Consider the following 15,585-nt stretch of genomic DNA (forward strand, 5'->3'; position numbering starts at 1 on the left):
GAGCTATAGCACCCCCGCCCCACTTTGGGGAGAGGGTGCGGAAAGCTTCAGGTATCGAGGAAGCTGCGCAGCTTGCGCGAGCGGCTGGGATGCTTGAGCTTGCGCAAGGCCTTCGCTTCGATCTGGCGGATACGCTCGCGCGTGACCGAAAATTGTTGGCCAACTTCTTCCAGTGTGTGGTCGGTATTCATGCCGATACCGAAGCGCATGCGCAGCACGCGCTCCTCGCGCGGCGTCAGCGAAGCAAGCACCCGGGTGGTGGTTTCCCGCAGATTAGCCTGAATGGCGGCATCGAGCGGCAGAACGGCGTTCTTGTCCTCGATGAAATCGCCGAGATGGCTGTCCTCTTCGTCGCCGATCGGCGTTTCGAGCGAGATCGGCTCCTTGGCGATCTTCAGGACCTTGCGCACCTTCTCCAGCGGCATCATCAGCTTTTCCGCCAATTCTTCCGGCGTCGGCTCGCGGCCAATCTCGTGCAGCATCTGCCGGCTGGTGCGGACCAGCTTGTTGATTGTCTCGATCATATGCACCGGGATACGGATGGTGCGGGCCTGGTCGGCGATCGAGCGGGTGATCGCCTGCCGGATCCACCAGGTGGCGTAGGTCGAGAACTTATAGCCGCGGCGATATTCGAACTTATCGACCGCCTTCATGAGGCCGATATTGCCTTCCTGGATGAGATCAAGGAATTGCAAGCCGCGATTGGTGTATTTCTTGGCAATGGAAATCACGAGACGCAGATTGGCCTCGACCATTTCCTTCTTCGCGCGGCTGGCCTCGCGCTCACCCTTCTGCACGATGTTGACGATGCGGCGAAAATCGCCAACCGGCAGCTTAACCTGATCAGCAATGGCAGCGATCTCGTCGCGCACTTCCTTGGCTTCGTCCTTGTGCTTGGCGACGAAGTTCTTCCAGCCCTTGGAGGTCAGCTTGCCGAGCTTGACGAACCATTTCGGATCCAGCTCGGACCCATAATATTTCTGCAGGAATTCTTCGCGCTTCACGCCGGCCTTCTGGGTCAGGCGCAGCAACTGTCCTTCCAATCCCATCAGCTTGCGGTTGAGGCCATACATCTCATCGACCAGCGCTTCGATACGATTGTTGTTGAGACGCACCGAGCGCATCAGCTCGATCATCTCAAGTTTCATCTTCTCATAGGACTTCTCGGAGCGCGGGTTCAGCTCCTCGCCGGCCAGGATCGTCTCCAGGCGCTTCTGCTGCACTTTGTCGAGCTTCTTATAGAGCGCCGCGATATTGTCGAAAGTTTCCAGCAGCGAGGGCAGCAATTGCTGCTCCATGGCGGCAAGCGACATATTGGCTTCGTCGCCCTCGCCTTCTCCACTTTCACCACCTTCGCCCTCGGCGGCACCTTCCTGTTCGGTTTCTTCCTCCTCGAATTCACTTTCATCGGCGCCGTTCATGATCTCGTCGCCCTCGCCGGGCACGCCACCCATGGTGGCGTCGAGATCGATGATGTCGCGTAGCAGGATTTCGCCGGCTTTCAGCCGGTCGCGCCATTCGAGGATAGCACGATGGGTCAGCGGACTTTCGCCGATGCCGCCGATCATCATGTCGCGGCCGGCTTCGATCCGCTTAGCGATGGCGATTTCGCCTTCGCGGGAGAGCAGTTCGACGGAGCCCATTTCGCGCAGATACATCCGCACCGGGTCATCGGTGCGACCGACTTCGGCATCGTCGAGATTGCCGGTTACCCGGCCTTCCTCGTCACCATCGTCGGCGCTGGAAGCGGCTTCCTCGGCCTCGTCGCTTTCTTCATTCTCGACGACATTGATACCCATCTCGTTGAGAAGGGCCAGCGTGTCTTCGATCTGTTCGGAGGACATCTGTTCGGGCGGCAGGACGGCATTGAGCTCGTCATAGGTGACGTAGCCCCGCTCCTTCGCCTTGGCCAACATCTTTTTGACGGCGGCGTTCATGCCGTCCATCAGCGGACCTTCTGCGCCGTCTTCCCGCGGCTTTGCCGCTTCTGCCTTGGCCGAGCTTTTGACTGCCATTGACGCCACCTGTTTACAAACACCAAGATTTAGACCGGACCATGACTGGCCGGTTACTGCTTCACGACCTGGCCGAAAGCGTCCCGATCGATGTCCCGTCGCCGGCTCTCCGCCTCCAGCGCCAGGCGCTGCGCGGCTTCGAACCGCGCCAGATTTTCCTCGGTCATGCTGTTCGAAAGCGCCGCCGCTGCCTCCGCCAATTCGGCGCGGATGTCAGGCTCTCGAAGCACGGCCATAACGTGCAAAAGCCCCTCTTCGGCAAATAACGGATCTGCCGAACGAAGGGTAAACCTGTAATCTGCGGTCCGCGCCAGAAGGCTATCAAGACCGGCAGAAAATCCCTGATCCCTCAGATGGTTCTGCAAGGCGACGGCGTCAAGCTGCGGATATCGGGCAGCGAGGTCTATAATGGCGGCCCGAAGCTTGTCAAGGTTGCCGCCACCCTCATCGTTGGGCCCGCTGTCTCGAGGAGCGCCATCTTCACCAATTGTTCTGTCAGGATCGCCGGTCGGAAATGTCAGCAAGGTTACCGCTTCGCCGTGCCTATGAATAAGATCGGGATGGTTAACAAGAGTTGCAAGTATCTTCTCATAGGGCAATCGTTGAACGCCCCTCAAACCTTCGCGAACATCGCCGCCACCCAGTTCCGACAGATGGGTGGGTCGGGCCCAGCGCGGCTGGTGACGGCCCATACCGGCATTGGGCAGGTTGTCAAAGCCGCCATAACCGCCTACGCGGCTTGGCCGACCACCGCCCGCCCCGCTTGCTGACGAGTGACGCAACGGAGCATCGGATCGGGGCCGGGCAAAAAGCCCGTCCAGACGAGCGAACATCTCCTGGCGATAGGCATCCTGGATCGACTTGTCGGCGATGCGGCTGATCGCTTCGAAAAGCTCACGGCGAAAGCCGCTGCGGCGCTCCGGCGTGTCCAGCGGTCGATCGGCAAGGACCATCCGCCAAACCACGTCGACCAGCGGCGCGGCGCCGTCCAGCACCTGTCGCAATGCCGCAGCCCCCTGGCTTTTGATCAGCGAATCCGGGTCTTCCCCAGCCGGCATCCAGGCAAACCGCAGAGAAAGCCCGGGTTTCAGGATGGGCAGGACCCGTTCCGCCGCCCGCGCGGCCGCCTTCTGGCCGGCAGCGTCACCGTCGAAACATAACAACGGCTCCGGCGCCAGGCGCCAGAGCAAGCCGATCTGGTCTTCCGTCAGGGCCGTGCCAAGCGGCGCCACCGCCTGGGGAAACCCAGCCTGGGTCAAAGCGATCACATCCATATAGCCTTCGGCCACAATGATCTCGTTCTTATCCCGCGCGGGTTTTTGCGCCAACGACAGGTTGTAGAGCACGCGCCCCTTGTGAAAGAGCGGGGTCTCCGGCGAGTTCAAATATTTTGGCTTTTCATCGGTCAGGATACGGCCGCCAAAGGCAATCACCTGGCCACGCCGGTCGAGGATCGGAAACATCACCCGGCCTCGGAAGCGGTCATAGGTGGCACCGGGGCCATCCTCTGGGCGGATCAGCAGCCCGGCTTCCACCGCCAGGGTTTCCGGCACGTTCTGCTTCTCGAGATGGGCCTTCAACGCAGTGCGGCTGTCCGGTGCGAAGCCGAGGCGGAATTGCTTGATGGTTTCCGGCGTCAGGCCACGCCGGCGGAGATAATCCAAACCCGCTTTCCCGCCACTGGCGCCGAGATGCGCCTCGAAGAATTTGGCCGCCAGTTCTATGACACCGGCCAGCGTCGCCTGGCGTTCGGCCCGCTCGCGGGATTCGAAACTGTCCTGCGGCACCGTAAGGCCTGCTTCCGCCGACAGCTTTTCCACGGCATTCCGGAAATCCAGCCCTTCGGTATTCATGACGAAGCCGATGACATCACCATGAGCGCCGCAGCCGAAGCAGTGATAGAAGCCTTTATCTTCGCTGACCGTGAAAGAGGGCGATTTCTCGTTATGGAACGGGCAGAGCCCGCTGGCTTCTTGGCCGCGACGGATCAGCCGCACCTTCCGCCCGACCACGTCAATGATCGACAGGCGCTGCCGCAAGTCTTCCAGAAATGAAGGGGGGAAGGCCATGCCGTCCCGTTCGTTTGCCTAAGTCAGCCCAGCTTCTGCTTCACACGGGCGCCGGCCTTAGCGAAATCCATCCGGCCGGCAAACCGTTCCTTCATGGCGGCCATGACCCGCCCCATATCCTTGATGCTCGTCGCCCCCAGCTCTGTGATGAGCTGGTCCACCGCCGCATCCGACTCATCATCCGACATCTTCTTGGGCAGGTAGCGCTCGATGATATCGATTTCGCCCTGCTCCTGGTCGACCAGCTCCTGGCGGTTGCCCTGTTTGTAGAGCGCAATGCTCTCATTGCGCTGCTTCACCATCTTCTGCAGCATCTCGACGATTTCCGCCTCGTCGATTCCATCGGTGATTCCCCGGCTGCGGGCAGCGATGTCGCGGTCCTTCAAGGCCGCGAGCACCAATCGCAGGGCAGACGTCGCGGCCTGATCCCGGGATTTCATCGCAGTTTTCAGATCGTCGCTCAGGCGCTGCCGCAACATGATGCTGCCTCTCTGGTCAATGTAATGGCTGCGGGACAATACAGAGATTAGCGTTGTACACCACCCCGATAATGCATCGCTGCGGGTCAAAAAAGCCAGCTTGCCCAAAATCTTGACCAATTTCGTCTTAACCATTCCCGCGGATTCTTTTTCTTGACCAAAAGCTTCGCGAAGGGTAGGACTCCAGCATCTGACATTTTGTCGTATCTTGTCGTAAATCGTCGCCGATAAGGGTAGCAGCATGCGGCCTGAGCAACAGCAGGTCCTGGTGGAATGGGCGCGCGCCGTCGGCCTGACGCAAATGCATGGCCGCAAGGTGATCTACGAGCGATTCCGGGAATTGGTGGAGGCCCAGGGCCACAAGGCGCCGACCTTGCCGGCCATCGACAAGTGGATCGAACGCGGCGTCATCCCCTGGCGCTGGCAAGTCGTGCTCGGCGATTTGCGACGACAGATCGATGGTGGGGAGCCGCCCGCCCCGTCCGCGCCTTCTCCGATGGCGCCCTCAACCCAGCCAGCAATTGCTTTCGACCAGCCAGCGAAACGGATCCTGCCGATGTCCAGCTCCGCCTCCCAGCCCGCCCAATCCCAGCCCATCAATGGCGATACGCCGATGCATACCGCCCTTCTGGTGCTCGCCGACGGCACCGTGTTGAAGGGGCGAGGTCTGGGCGCCGCCGGCTCCGCCGTGGGCGAGGTCTGTTTCAATACCTCGATGACCGGCTATCAGGAGATCATGACCGATCCCTCTTATGCCGGGCAGATCATCAACTTCACCTTCCCCCATATCGGCAATACCGGCGCCAATGGTGAGGATATCGAGACCATCACGCCGGCCGCGCGCGGCTGCATCCTTTCCGCCGATATCACCCAACCGAGCAACTGGCGGGCGGCACAGCATTTCGATGCTTGGCTGAAAAGCTACAACCTGCCGGGCCTCGCCGGCATCGACACCCGCAAGCTGACCCGGCGTATCCGCGATGGCGGCGCGCCGAACGGTGTGCTGGTGCACAATCCCGAAGGCATCTTCGATATTCCTGCTCTCGTCGCCGAAGCCAAAGCCTGGCCCGGCCTGGACGGAATGGACCTCGCCAAAGACGTCTCCTGCCGGCAGACCTTCAACTGGGATGAAAGCACCTGGGCGCTGGGACGCGGCTATGGCCACCAATCAGCACCAGCCTATCGTATCGTCGCCATCGATTATGGCGCCAAGCGCAACATCCTGCGCTGCCTCGCTGCCGCCGGCTGCGCCGTGACGGTGGTGCCGGCGACGGCCACGACGGCGGATGTGCTGCGCCACCGGCCGGACGGCGTCTTCCTCTCCAACGGTCCCGGCGATCCCGCCGCGACCGGTGAATATGCCGTGCCGGTGATCCGCGAATTGATCGCTCAGGGCCTGCCGGTCTTCGGCATCTGCCTCGGCCATCAGATGCTGGCTTTGGCGCTCGGCGGCAAGACTGAGAAGATGGCGCGTGGCCATCGCGGCGCCAATCACCCCGTCAAGGATCTGACCACCGGCAAGGTCGAGATCACCAGCCAGAATCACGGTTTCCAGGTAATGCCGGAAAGCCTGCCGAGCAATGTCCGCGTGACGCACCAATCGCTGTTTGACGGCTCGGTCGAAGGGCTGGAACTGACGGGCAAGCCGGTCTTCTCGGTGCAGTACCATCCCGAAGCCTCACCCGGTCCGCAGGACAGCCATTACCTCTTCCACCGCTTCGTTGAAAAGATCGCACAGCACAAAGCCGGGGCGTGATGGCGCTGCCCCGATGAATTCTGCCTATCAGCCAAACATAAGTCCTTGACCCACGCGAGTGTTGAAGATGCCGAAACGCACTGACATCAAATCGATCATGATCATCGGCGCCGGGCCGATCGTCATCGGCCAGGCTTGCGAGTTCGACTATTCCGGGGCACAGGCCTGTAAGGCCCTGCGCGAGGAAGGCTACCGGGTCATCCTGGTCAATTCCAATCCGGCCACCATCATGACCGATCCGGATCTGGCGGATGCAACCTATGTCGAGCCGATCACCCCGGATGTCGTCGCCAAGATCATCGAGAAGGAACGGCCCGACGCCTTGCTGCCCACCATGGGTGGGCAGACGGCCCTCAATACGGCGCTGTCGCTGCACAAATCCGGCAAGCTGGCCGAGCTTGGCGTCGAGATGATCGGCGCCGATGCCAAGGCAATCGACATGGCGGAGGATCGTTTGCTGTTCCGCGAGGCGATGGACCGCATCGGCCTCTCCAGCCCGCGCGGCGATCTCGTCTCCACCCTTGAGGAAGCGCTGGATGTGCTGGCGCAGGTCGGGCTGCCGGCTATCATTCGTCCCTCCTTCACCCTGGGTGGTACAGGCGGTGGCATCGCCCATAGCCGCGAGGAATTCATCCGCATCGTGGAAGGCGGCCTCAAGGCCTCGCCAGTCGGCGAGGTGCTGGTCGAGGAATCGGTGCTCGGCTGGAAGGAATATGAGATGGAGGTCGTGCGCGACCGCGCCGACAACTGCATCATCATCTGTTCGATCGAGAACATCGATCCCATGGGGGTGCATACCGGCGATTCCATCACCGTCGCCCCCGCTTTGACCTTGACCGACAAGGAATATCAGATCATGCGCAACGCCTCGATCGCGGTGTTGCGGGAGATTGGCGTCGAAACCGGCGGGTCCAATGTGCAATTCGCCGTGCATCCGGAGACCGGCCGGCTGATCGTCATCGAGATGAATCCACGCGTGTCGCGGTCTTCGGCTTTGGCCTCGAAGGCGACCGGCTTCCCCATCGCCAAGGTCGCCGCCAAGCTGGCGATCGGCTACACCCTGGACGAACTCGCGAATGACATCACGCGCGTCACGCCGGCCTCTTTCGAACCGACGATCGACTATGTCGTCACCAAGATGCCGCGCTTCACCTTCGAGAAATTCCCCGGTGCCGAACAGGTACTGTCGACCTCGATGAAATCGGTCGGCGAAGCCATGGCGATCGGCCGCAGCTTCCAGGAATCGGTGCAGAAAGCACTGCGCTCGATGGAGACGGGCCTGACCGGTTTCGATGAAGTCGAACTTGGCGATGATAAGACCTCGATCCGCGCCCAGCTCGCCAAGGCGACGCCAGACCGCCTGCTGGTCATCGCCGAGGCGTTGCGGCGCGGCCTGACCGTCGAGGAAGTCTGCGAGGTCAGCAAATACGATGCGTGGTTCGTGCGCCAGATCGCCGATATCGTCGCCGTCGAAGCGGAGATCCGCAGCGACGGTCTTCCCGCCGGCAAGGCAGCCATGTTGCGGCTGAAAAAGATGGGCTTTTCCGATGCCAGGCTCGGCAAGCTGACCGGCCGCACCGCCGCAGATGTCACGGCCCATCGCCAGAAGCTCGATGTGCGGCCGGTCTATAAGCGGATCGATACCTGCGCCGCCGAATTCGCCTCGGCAACGCCCTATATGTATTCCTGCTATGAAGGCGATGGAATCGAGGCCGCGGAATGCGAAGCCGATCCCAGCACGCGCAACAAGGTCATCATCCTGGGCGGCGGGCCGAACCGCATCGGCCAGGGCATCGAATTCGACTATTGCTGCGTGCATGCGGCCTATGCCCTGAAGGCTGCCGGCCATGAGACGATCATGGTGAACTGCAATCCGGAAACCGTCTCGACCGATTACGACACGTCGGATCGCCTCTATTTTGAACCGCTGACGGCGGAAGACGTGATCGAGCTCGCCCGGATCGAGCAGAGCAAGGGCAAGCTTCTCGGCGTCATCGTGCAATTCGGCGGCCAGACGCCGCTGAAGCTGGCGCATGCTCTGGAGAAAGCGGGCATTCCGATCCTCGGCACCTCGCCAGATGCCATCGACCTTGCCGAAGATCGCGAGCGCTTCCAGCAATTGCTGCATAAGCTGGAGCTGCGTCAGCCAGCCAATGGCACGGCGCGATCTGCCGAGGAAGCCGAACAGATCGCCGAACGCATCGGCTATCCGGTTGTGATTCGTCCTTCTTACGTGCTGGGCGGCCGGGCCATGGAGATCGTCTATGAATCCGCCGGCCTGCGCCGCTACATGCGCAAGGCCGTGCAGGTCTCCGGCGACAACCCGGTGCTGGTCGATTCCTATCTGCAGGATGCGATCGAGGTCGATGTCGATGCGCTCTGCGACGGCAAGGATGTGCATGTCGCCGGTATCATGGAACATATCGAAGAAGCCGGCATTCATTCCGGCGACAGCGCCTGCGCTTTGCCGCCCCATACGCTCTCGCTGGCGGTGATCGCGGAAATTCGCCGGCAGTCGGAAGCGCTTGCCCGTGGCCTCAATGTCGTCGGGTTGATGAATGTGCAATTCGCCGTCAAAGGCGGTGATATTTATGTGCTGGAGGTCAATCCTCGGGCCAGCCGTACGGTACCTTTCGTCGCCAAGGCGACCGGCACGCCGATCGCGAAGATCGCCGCCCGCATCATGGCCGGCGAGAAGCTGACCGCCTTCGATCTCAATGCTACTGTCCGTCATCATGTCGCGGTTAAGGAAGCTGTTTTCCCCTTTGCCCGTTTCCCCGGCGTCGACATCATCCTGGGGCCGGAAATGAAATCGACTGGCGAGGTCATGGGCCTGGATGCCGATTTCCCGCGCGCCTTCCTGAAGGCGCAGATGGGGGCCGGGCTGATGCTGCCGCGCAATGGTGGTGTCTTCATCTCAGTCAAGGACAAGGACAAGCAGGCGATTATCCCGGCGGCCAAGAAGCTTTTGGAAATGGGTTTCGACGTCCTGGCAACGCCGGGCACGGCGGCCTTCCTGCGCAATCAGGGGCTGGCCGTCCGGGCGATCAACAAGGTGCATCAGGGCAGCCCCCATATCGTCGAGGCGATGCAGCGGGGCGAGATCAAGCTGGTGCTGAATACGGTGAACGGCGCCAAGGCCATTCACGACAGTTTCGACATCCGCCGGTCTGCCCTGATGGGCAGCATTCCTTATTACACCACCCTGTCAGGCATCCTGGCCGCGGTGGAGGCGATCGGCGCTTTGGCCAGTGGGGACCTTGAAGTCGCGCCCCTTCAGTCGTACTTTAAGCAGGCATCCTGAAATCCAGGGTGATTAACTTGCAGCCGGGACGGTCGTTAAGTAATTGATGTACCGTCCTTTTCTGGCTCATCGGGTGGTCTGGCCGTTTTTTTGAAAATCGGAAAGCACCCGAGGGGTGCGCTTTGCTGTTTTTGGGTTAACGAATTATGTCAAAAATCCCGATGACGGCCGACGGTTTCGTCCGTCTGGAAGACGAATTGAAGCATTTAAAATCGGTCGAACGGCCGGCGATCATTCGCGCCATCGCCGAAGCCCGCGAGCACGGTGATCTCAGCGAAAATGCTGAATATCATGCGGCCCGCGAGCGACAAAGCTTCATCGAAGGCCGGGTAATGGAACTGGAAGACAAGATCAGCCGGGCAGAAATAATCGACGTCTCGAAACTCTCCGGCAAACAGGTCAAGTTCGGCGCCACCGTCACCCTGATCGACGAGGACACGGAAGAAAAAGCCGTCTACCAGATCGTCGGCGAAGACGAAGCCGATATCAAATTGAAGCGTCTGGCCATCACCGCGCCGCTGGCCCGCGCCCTCGTGGGCAAGTCGGTCGGGGATTCCGTGGAGGTCTCCACGCCTGGTGGCTCCAAGAGCTATGAGATCTCCAAAGTGGTCTTCAAGTAAGCGCACCACATTGTCGCAGACGGAAAGGCCGGTGCCCGAAGCACCGGCCTTTTTGCTGTCGGCGATCAAATCGGCGTAAGATAAAACGGAACCGGCCGAAGGGGGCAGCGATGACACAGACAACCATCATCATCCGGATGGCAAGCCAGGTGGATCACCCTTTCATCTTCAGCCTATCGACGCGCCTTGCCATGGTGGCGCAATTGCCGGGACGCAGCGAAGGCGAATTGCAGGCCTTCCAGGACCGCCATATGCAGACTGCTTTAGCAACGCCGATATCAGGCGCCGTCACGCTGGTTGCAGCCATGCCGAGCGGTCCCGTCCTGGGCTTCATTCATCTCGAACCGGGACCGGATCCGGTAACGGCGGAACCGGCCGGCTACGTTTCCATGTTGGCTGTGGTGCCGGAAGCCGAAGGTCAGGGCATCGCCCGGCAATTGATGACGGCGGCCGAGGAATGGGCGCGAGAACAAGGCTATCGCTGCCTCAGTCTCGATGTCTTCGCCAGCAATGAACGCGCCCGGCGCTTCTATGACCTGCTCGGCTATGACGAGGATTCGGTGAAGCTTTACAAGCTGCTGAAATGACTCTGTCTCAGACGCTGCCTGCCCGCTCGATCACCAGGATGCGCGCCGCACCGACCGGATGTGCGACATGCGCGTCCCCGGCTTCGGCATAAAAAATATCGCCGACTTCCAGGCGAACCACATGCCCGCCTGACGCATCCCGGTAATGCATGTCGATGATGCCATCGACCACCGCAAAGACTTCCTGCCCATCATTGACATGCCATTCATAGGGCCGGTCGGTCCAATGCAAGCGGACACTGATGCCGTCCAGCACGGCGATATCCCGAGCACCCCAGGCACGATCGGCGGTAAAATCGGCCGCTCGAAACAGCTTCATCTCAACTTCACGGCTATTGTCGTATCGATCCAGCTAAACCGCTTCGAGGTCCGTTGGCAAGGACAGACAAGCCGCAAAATCGGACATGGAAAGATCGCGCCGCAACGGGCTTTTCAGATCATCCTGGACGCTCTAGGCTTCGCCCGCATCAGTCCATAATGAAGGCCGACGGACATGACCGCCACCATCTACGGGATCAAGAGCTGCGATACGATGAAAAAGGCCATGTCCTGGCTGAACGACCATCAGGTCGATTACCGCTTCCATGATTACAAGATTGCCGGCATCGACGAGGCGCATCTGAAACGCTGGTGCGACAAGCTTGGTTGGGAGACCGTCCTCAACCGGGCCGGAACCACTTTTCGCAAGCTGCCCGACGCGGCCAAGCAGAACCTGGATCGAGCCAAGGCGATCTCGCTGATGCTGGATCAGCCTTCAATGATCAAACGGCCGGTACTTGACCTCGGCACGGCGCTGCTGATCGGATTCAAGCCGGACGCCTATGTCAAGGCATTTGGCAAGTAGACGGCTTCTATTTCCAGATCGGCTTGCCGCTGCCCGGCAGGCCATAGCTGGACCACTTACGCGTAACGAGATCGACGACGTCATCAGACATACGGATTTTCTCGCCCCATTCGCGCTTGGTTTCCGGCGGCCATTTATTGGTGGCATCAAGGCCGATCTTGCCGCCGAGGCCGCTTTCCGGTGAGGCGAAATCGAGGTAATCGATCGGCGTTCCCTCGATCACCGTGATGTCGCGGGCCGGATCCATGCGGGTGGACATGGCCCACATCACATCCTTCCAGTCCCGCGCATTGATATCGTCATCCACCACGATGACGAATTTCGTATACATGAACTGGCGCAGGAAGGACCAGACGCCCATCATCACCCGCTTCGCATGGCCGGGATAGGCCTTCTTCATCGACACCACGGCGATGCGATAGGAGCAGCCCTCCGGCGGCAGCCAGAAATCGACGATCTCCGGAAACTGCTGTGTCAGCAGCGGAATGAAGACCTCGTTGAGCGCTTCGCCCAGCACCGATGGCTCATCGGGCGGCCGACCGGTGAAGGTCGAAAGATAGATCGGATCGCGCCGCATGGTGACGGCAGTAACGGTGAAAACCGGGAATTGTTCGACTGAGTTGTAATAGCCGGTATGGTCGCCATAGGGACCCTCGTCGCGATAATCGGTCAGCGACACATGGCCTTCCAGCACGATTTCAGCCGTCGCCGGCACCTTCAGCGGCACCGTTTTGCAATCAACCAGCTCAACCTTGCGGCCGCGCAGCAGGCCGGCGAACTGGTATTCGGACACGGTTTCCGGCACCGGCGTCACCGCCGCCAAGATGGTGCCGGGATCGGCGCCGATCACCGCCGCCGCCGGCAGCGGTTCCGGCTTCTCAGCCTTCCAGCGGGCATGATGGAGTGCCCCGCCGCGATGCTTCAACCACCGCATCAGCGTCTGATTCTTGTTCAGCAACTGCATGCGGTAGATGCCGAGGTTGTAATTATCCTCGCGTTTTTTGCTCGGCCCCTTCGTCACCACCAGCGGCCAGGTGATCAGCGGCGCCGGTTCCCCGGGCCAGCAGCCCTGGATCGGCAACTTCGTCAGATCGAGATCATCGCCTTGGAGCACAATGTCCTGGCACGCGCCATAGCTGACCGTTTTCGGATGCATCGCCATGACGGTTTTCAGGAGCGGCAGCATTTCCAACGCTTCGCGCCAGCCCCCGGGCGGTTCCGGCTGCTTCAGAAAGGCCAGCGTTTCGCCGATCTGCCGCAACTGGTCGGGCTCGCGTTCCATGCCCCAGGCGACGCGCTGCACCGTGCCGAAGAGATTGACCAGGACCGGCATGTCATAGCGCTTGCCATCCTTGCTGATCGGATTTTCAAAAAGGACTGCCGGCCCCTGTTCGGCCAGCAGGCGCGTTTGAATCTCGGTCATCTCCAGATGGGGATCGACCGGCACCGAGACGCGCCGCAACTGGCCGGCCTGTTCAAGGCGGGTCAGAAATTCGCGCAGCGAGTCATAGGACATGACGGATCGAAGCCTCCAGCTTACGAACGGTAATCGGCATTGATCTCGATATAGCGATGGGTGAGATCGCAGGTCCAGATCCGGGCCTTGCCAGTACCGACGCCGACATCGACCGCAATGTGGACTTCCTGACCCTTGATATGCTTGGCGACTGGTGCCTCATCATAATCCCGCCGGCGCTGGCCGTTGCGGGTGATTTCTACCCCACCGATGCTGATCGACAGCTTGTCGCGATCAGCCTTTTCACCGGCTTTGCCGACAGCGGCGACCACGCGACCCCAATTGGCATCTTCGCCGGCGATCGCCGTCTTCACCAGCGGCGAATTGCCGACCGCCAACCCGATCCGCCGGGCCGCAGCGGCGCTGGCCGCGCCGGTGATGTCGATCGTCACCAGCTTTTGCGCGCCCTCGCCGTCCTTGACCACCTGGATCGCCAAGTCCTGCAGCAGGTCTTCAAGCTTCTCCCGGAAGTCCTTCAACAGCCGGTCGCCGGCCGAAACCGGTTTCGGATGTTTTGCCCCCTGGCCGGTTGCAACCAGCAGCAGCGTATCGCTGGTCGAGGTGTCGCCATCGACGGTGATGCTGTTGAACGACCGGTCTGCGCCGCGCGTCAGCAAGCTCTGCAGGATATCGGCCGGGATCTTCGCGTCGGTGGCGACAAAGGCCAGCATGGTCGCCATATCAGGGGCGATCATGCCTGAGCCCTTGCAGAAACCGTTGATGGTGACCGTGGCATCGCCGATTTGGGCGGTGCGGGTCGCCAATTTCGGAAAGGTATCTGTCGTCATGATTGCCGCGGCAGCTTCGGCCCAGCCATCGGCCTTCAACGATTTGATGATGGCCGGCAGTTTGCCCGTAATACGCTCATCCGGCAGGGGTTCGCCGATTACCCCGGTCGAAGCGATATAGACCTCACTGGATTTGCAGCCTAAAGCCGCCGCCGTTGCCTTGACACTGCGATCGACCGATTGAATGCCGGCTTTTCCGGTAAAAGCATTAGCATTGCCGGCATTGACGAGAATTGCCCGTGCTTTTCCCGATTTCAGGTTCTTCCGGCACAAATCGATGGGTGCCGAGCGGGTCAGCGATTTGGTCAGAACGCCGGCGATCGTGCTCCCCGGGGTCAGTTCCATCAGCATGACATCCGGCCGCCCCTTATAGCGGATGTTACATTCGAACCCGGCGAGACGGACACCGGCGACCGGCGGCAAAGCCGGCACCGTTTCCGGTGCCAGCGGCGAAATCGAATGGGCCATGGCGATGATCCCCCTCAACCAATCAATCGCGGACGTCAGGAGCTGGTGCCGCGGCCTGATCAGCCGCGGCTAAACTTGGCGGTATGAGTTATTGCGCTTTCGGCGTTCCGTCCGGGTTGAATACCTCGACCTTTGCCTTGGCGCGAAGATCCGCCACCTGCTGCTGTACCGCCTCTTCGGATAGGAGCTGCCGGATTTGATCTCTTTCGGCGTCGAGGGCCGGAGGTGTCTGTTTGCGGCGATCTTCAACCTTGATGACATGCCAGCCGAACTGGCTCTGGACCGGCTTCTGGCTGATTTCGCCCGGCTTCATGGCAAAGGCGGCATCGCCAAATTCTTTTACCATGGCGTCCTGGGTGAAGAAGCCGAGCTCGCCGCCGTTCACGGCACTGCCCTTATCGATCGACTTCTCTTTCGCGATCTTGGCGAAATCGCCGCCCTTCTTGAGCTGGGCGATGATTTTGCTCGCTTCAGCTTCGGTTTTTACCAGAATATGCGACGCCTTGACCTCGTCTTGCGGCGGATGATCCTTCAGATTCTGCTCGTAGCGCGCCTTGATGGCTTCATCGGTCACCTTCTCCTTCAGCAGGCGGGTGATCAGCACTTGGCGGATGGCCTCATCCTCCAGGCGAGCCATGATGGCCTTCACTTCCGGGTCGTCCTGCAGCTTCTCGCTGCGCCCCTGATCGGCCAACAGTCTCAGCCCGATCAGACGGTCCGTGAGCTGCGGGAAAAGCTGATCAATATTGGCCTTGAGCTGGGGTGGCAGGCTCTCTGCCGAGTCGATGACATCCTGACGGGTGATATCCTGGCCATTGATCTTGGCCACCACGGTCTTGGGATCGATCGCCTTCGTCTCGGTTGTGCTGTCACCGGTGGGCGGAGTCGCAGGTTGGGCATCCTGCGCCAGAGCAGCGGCGGTCGGGAAAAGCACGACAGCCAGGGCAATGCTGGCCGTCAGCGGCGCCGCCAGCAGGGCGGCGCGGCGGAAACTGGCAATCAAGGTCGGATGAGACATGTCGATCCTTATCGATAAATGGGCGCCTATTCCTTGATATCATTGCTTTTTCAAGGCGACCGCTGGCGCGGTCCGGCGGCCGGCATCTTGCCCCGAGCCCGCCCATGGTACAAGCGGAAAG

At 60.7% G+C, this 15,585-nt stretch carries 12 protein-coding genes; 5 read left to right on the forward strand and 7 right to left on the reverse strand.

What is annotated here, in order from left to right:
- Positions 1-47: 47 nt before the first annotated feature.
- From rpoD to SMD27_RS14225, 3 genes are read right to left on the reverse strand one after another with little or no spacing between them, the layout of a single operon-like run.
- Positions 48-2,015 (reverse strand): RNA polymerase sigma factor RpoD, encoded by a 1,968-nt coding sequence (gene rpoD, locus SMD27_RS14215; RefSeq protein WP_320509063.1) that lies wholly within the window; start codon positions 2,013-2,015, stop codon positions 48-50.
- 53 nt (positions 2,016-2,068) lie between these two features.
- Positions 2,069-4,084 carry a DNA primase gene (gene dnaG / locus SMD27_RS14220; protein WP_320509064.1) on the reverse strand — a complete coding sequence of 672 codons (2,016 nt, stop codon included), beginning with the start codon at positions 4,082-4,084 and terminating at the stop codon, positions 2,069-2,071.
- A 23-nt stretch (positions 4,085-4,107) separates the two neighbouring features.
- Complete coding sequence (locus SMD27_RS14225; RefSeq protein ID WP_320509065.1) at positions 4,108-4,563, reverse strand: GatB/YqeY domain-containing protein; 456 nt, start codon at positions 4,561-4,563, stop codon at positions 4,108-4,110.
- A gap of 613 nt (positions 4,564-5,176) precedes the next feature.
- Between SMD27_RS14225 and carA the strand changes: the two genes are divergently transcribed.
- From carA to SMD27_RS14245, 4 genes are all read left to right on the forward strand, one after another.
- Entirely contained in the window at positions 5,177-6,319 is a 1,143-nt protein-coding gene (gene carA, locus SMD27_RS14230; RefSeq protein WP_320509182.1) for a glutamine-hydrolyzing carbamoyl-phosphate synthase small subunit, read from the forward strand.
- Positions 6,320-6,386: 67 nt separating this feature from the next.
- Positions 6,387-9,623, forward strand: coding sequence for a carbamoyl-phosphate synthase large subunit (carB, locus tag SMD27_RS14235; protein ID WP_320509066.1), 3,237 nt, complete (start codon positions 6,387-6,389; stop codon positions 9,621-9,623).
- A gap of 146 nt (positions 9,624-9,769) precedes the next feature.
- The gene (gene greA / locus SMD27_RS14240; protein ID WP_320509067.1) at positions 9,770-10,243 is read left to right on the forward strand and encodes a transcription elongation factor GreA; all 474 of its coding nucleotides are present in this window, start codon (positions 9,770-9,772) and stop codon (positions 10,241-10,243) included.
- Positions 10,244-10,353: 110 nt separating this feature from the next.
- Positions 10,354-10,830 carry a GNAT family N-acetyltransferase gene (locus tag SMD27_RS14245; RefSeq protein ID WP_320509068.1) on the forward strand — a complete coding sequence of 159 codons (477 nt, stop codon included), beginning with the start codon at positions 10,354-10,356 and terminating at the stop codon, positions 10,828-10,830.
- A gap of 7 nt (positions 10,831-10,837) precedes the next feature.
- Here SMD27_RS14245 and SMD27_RS14250 read toward each other — a convergent pair whose 3' ends face one another.
- Positions 10,838-11,149 (reverse strand): cupin domain-containing protein, encoded by a 312-nt coding sequence (locus tag SMD27_RS14250; protein ID WP_320509069.1) that lies wholly within the window; start codon positions 11,147-11,149, stop codon positions 10,838-10,840.
- Between the two features lie 174 nt (positions 11,150-11,323).
- Here SMD27_RS14250 and SMD27_RS14255 point away from each other — a divergent pair, with 174 nt between their 5' ends.
- A complete protein-coding gene (locus SMD27_RS14255) occupies positions 11,324-11,674 on the forward strand; it encodes an ArsC family reductase (RefSeq protein WP_320509070.1) in 351 nt (116 codons plus the stop codon).
- Between the two features lie 7 nt (positions 11,675-11,681).
- Here SMD27_RS14255 and SMD27_RS14260 read toward each other — a convergent pair whose 3' ends face one another.
- The 3 genes from SMD27_RS14260 to SMD27_RS14270 form a co-directional block, all read right to left on the reverse strand.
- Positions 11,682-13,190, reverse strand: coding sequence for a UbiD family decarboxylase (locus SMD27_RS14260; protein ID WP_320509071.1), 1,509 nt, complete (start codon positions 13,188-13,190; stop codon positions 11,682-11,684).
- 20 nt (positions 13,191-13,210) lie between these two features.
- Complete coding sequence (gene argJ / locus SMD27_RS14265) at positions 13,211-14,446, reverse strand: bifunctional glutamate N-acetyltransferase/amino-acid acetyltransferase ArgJ (RefSeq protein WP_320509072.1); 1,236 nt, start codon at positions 14,444-14,446, stop codon at positions 13,211-13,213.
- Between the two features lie 88 nt (positions 14,447-14,534).
- Positions 14,535-15,464, reverse strand: a complete 930-nt coding sequence (locus SMD27_RS14270; protein ID WP_320509073.1) for a peptidylprolyl isomerase — start codon at positions 15,462-15,464, stop codon at positions 14,535-14,537.
- Between the last annotated feature and the right edge of the window lie 121 nt (positions 15,465-15,585).

Origin of the sequence: Dongia soli, assembly GCF_034044715.1 — a bacterium.
In the GTDB taxonomy this organism is placed as follows: domain Bacteria; phylum Pseudomonadota; class Alphaproteobacteria; order Dongiales; family Dongiaceae; genus Dongia_B; species Dongia_B soli.

What these genes read in the sequence shown, in the direction of transcription:
- SMD27_RS14225 (WP_320509065.1), bottom strand. Translation starts at nt 4,563, where the DNA reads ATGTTGCGGCAGCGCCTGAGCGACGATCTGAAAACTGCGATGAAATCC.
- argJ (WP_320509072.1), bottom strand. Translation starts at nt 14,446, where the DNA reads ATGGCCCATTCGATTTCGCCGCTGGCACCGGAAACGGTGCCGGCTTTG.
- SMD27_RS14250 (WP_320509069.1), bottom strand. Translation starts at nt 11,149, where the DNA reads ATGAAGCTGTTTCGAGCGGCCGATTTTACCGCCGATCGTGCCTGGGGT.
- rpoD (WP_320509063.1), bottom strand. Translation starts at nt 2,015, where the DNA reads ATGGCAGTCAAAAGCTCGGCCAAGGCAGAAGCGGCAAAGCCGCGGGAA.
- SMD27_RS14255 (WP_320509070.1), top strand. Translation starts at nt 11,324, where the DNA reads ATGACCGCCACCATCTACGGGATCAAGAGCTGCGATACGATGAAAAAG.
- SMD27_RS14260 (WP_320509071.1), bottom strand. Translation starts at nt 13,190, where the DNA reads ATGTCCTATGACTCGCTGCGCGAATTTCTGACCCGCCTTGAACAGGCC.
- carA (WP_320509182.1), top strand. Translation starts at nt 5,177, where the DNA reads ATGCATACCGCCCTTCTGGTGCTCGCCGACGGCACCGTGTTGAAGGGG.
- SMD27_RS14270 (WP_320509073.1), bottom strand. Translation starts at nt 15,464, where the DNA reads ATGTCTCATCCGACCTTGATTGCCAGTTTCCGCCGCGCCGCCCTGCTG.
- greA (WP_320509067.1), top strand. Translation starts at nt 9,770, where the DNA reads ATGTCAAAAATCCCGATGACGGCCGACGGTTTCGTCCGTCTGGAAGAC.
- carB (WP_320509066.1), top strand. Translation starts at nt 6,387, where the DNA reads ATGCCGAAACGCACTGACATCAAATCGATCATGATCATCGGCGCCGGG.
- SMD27_RS14245 (WP_320509068.1), top strand. Translation starts at nt 10,354, where the DNA reads ATGACACAGACAACCATCATCATCCGGATGGCAAGCCAGGTGGATCAC.
- dnaG (WP_320509064.1), bottom strand. Translation starts at nt 4,084, where the DNA reads ATGGCCTTCCCCCCTTCATTTCTGGAAGACTTGCGGCAGCGCCTGTCG.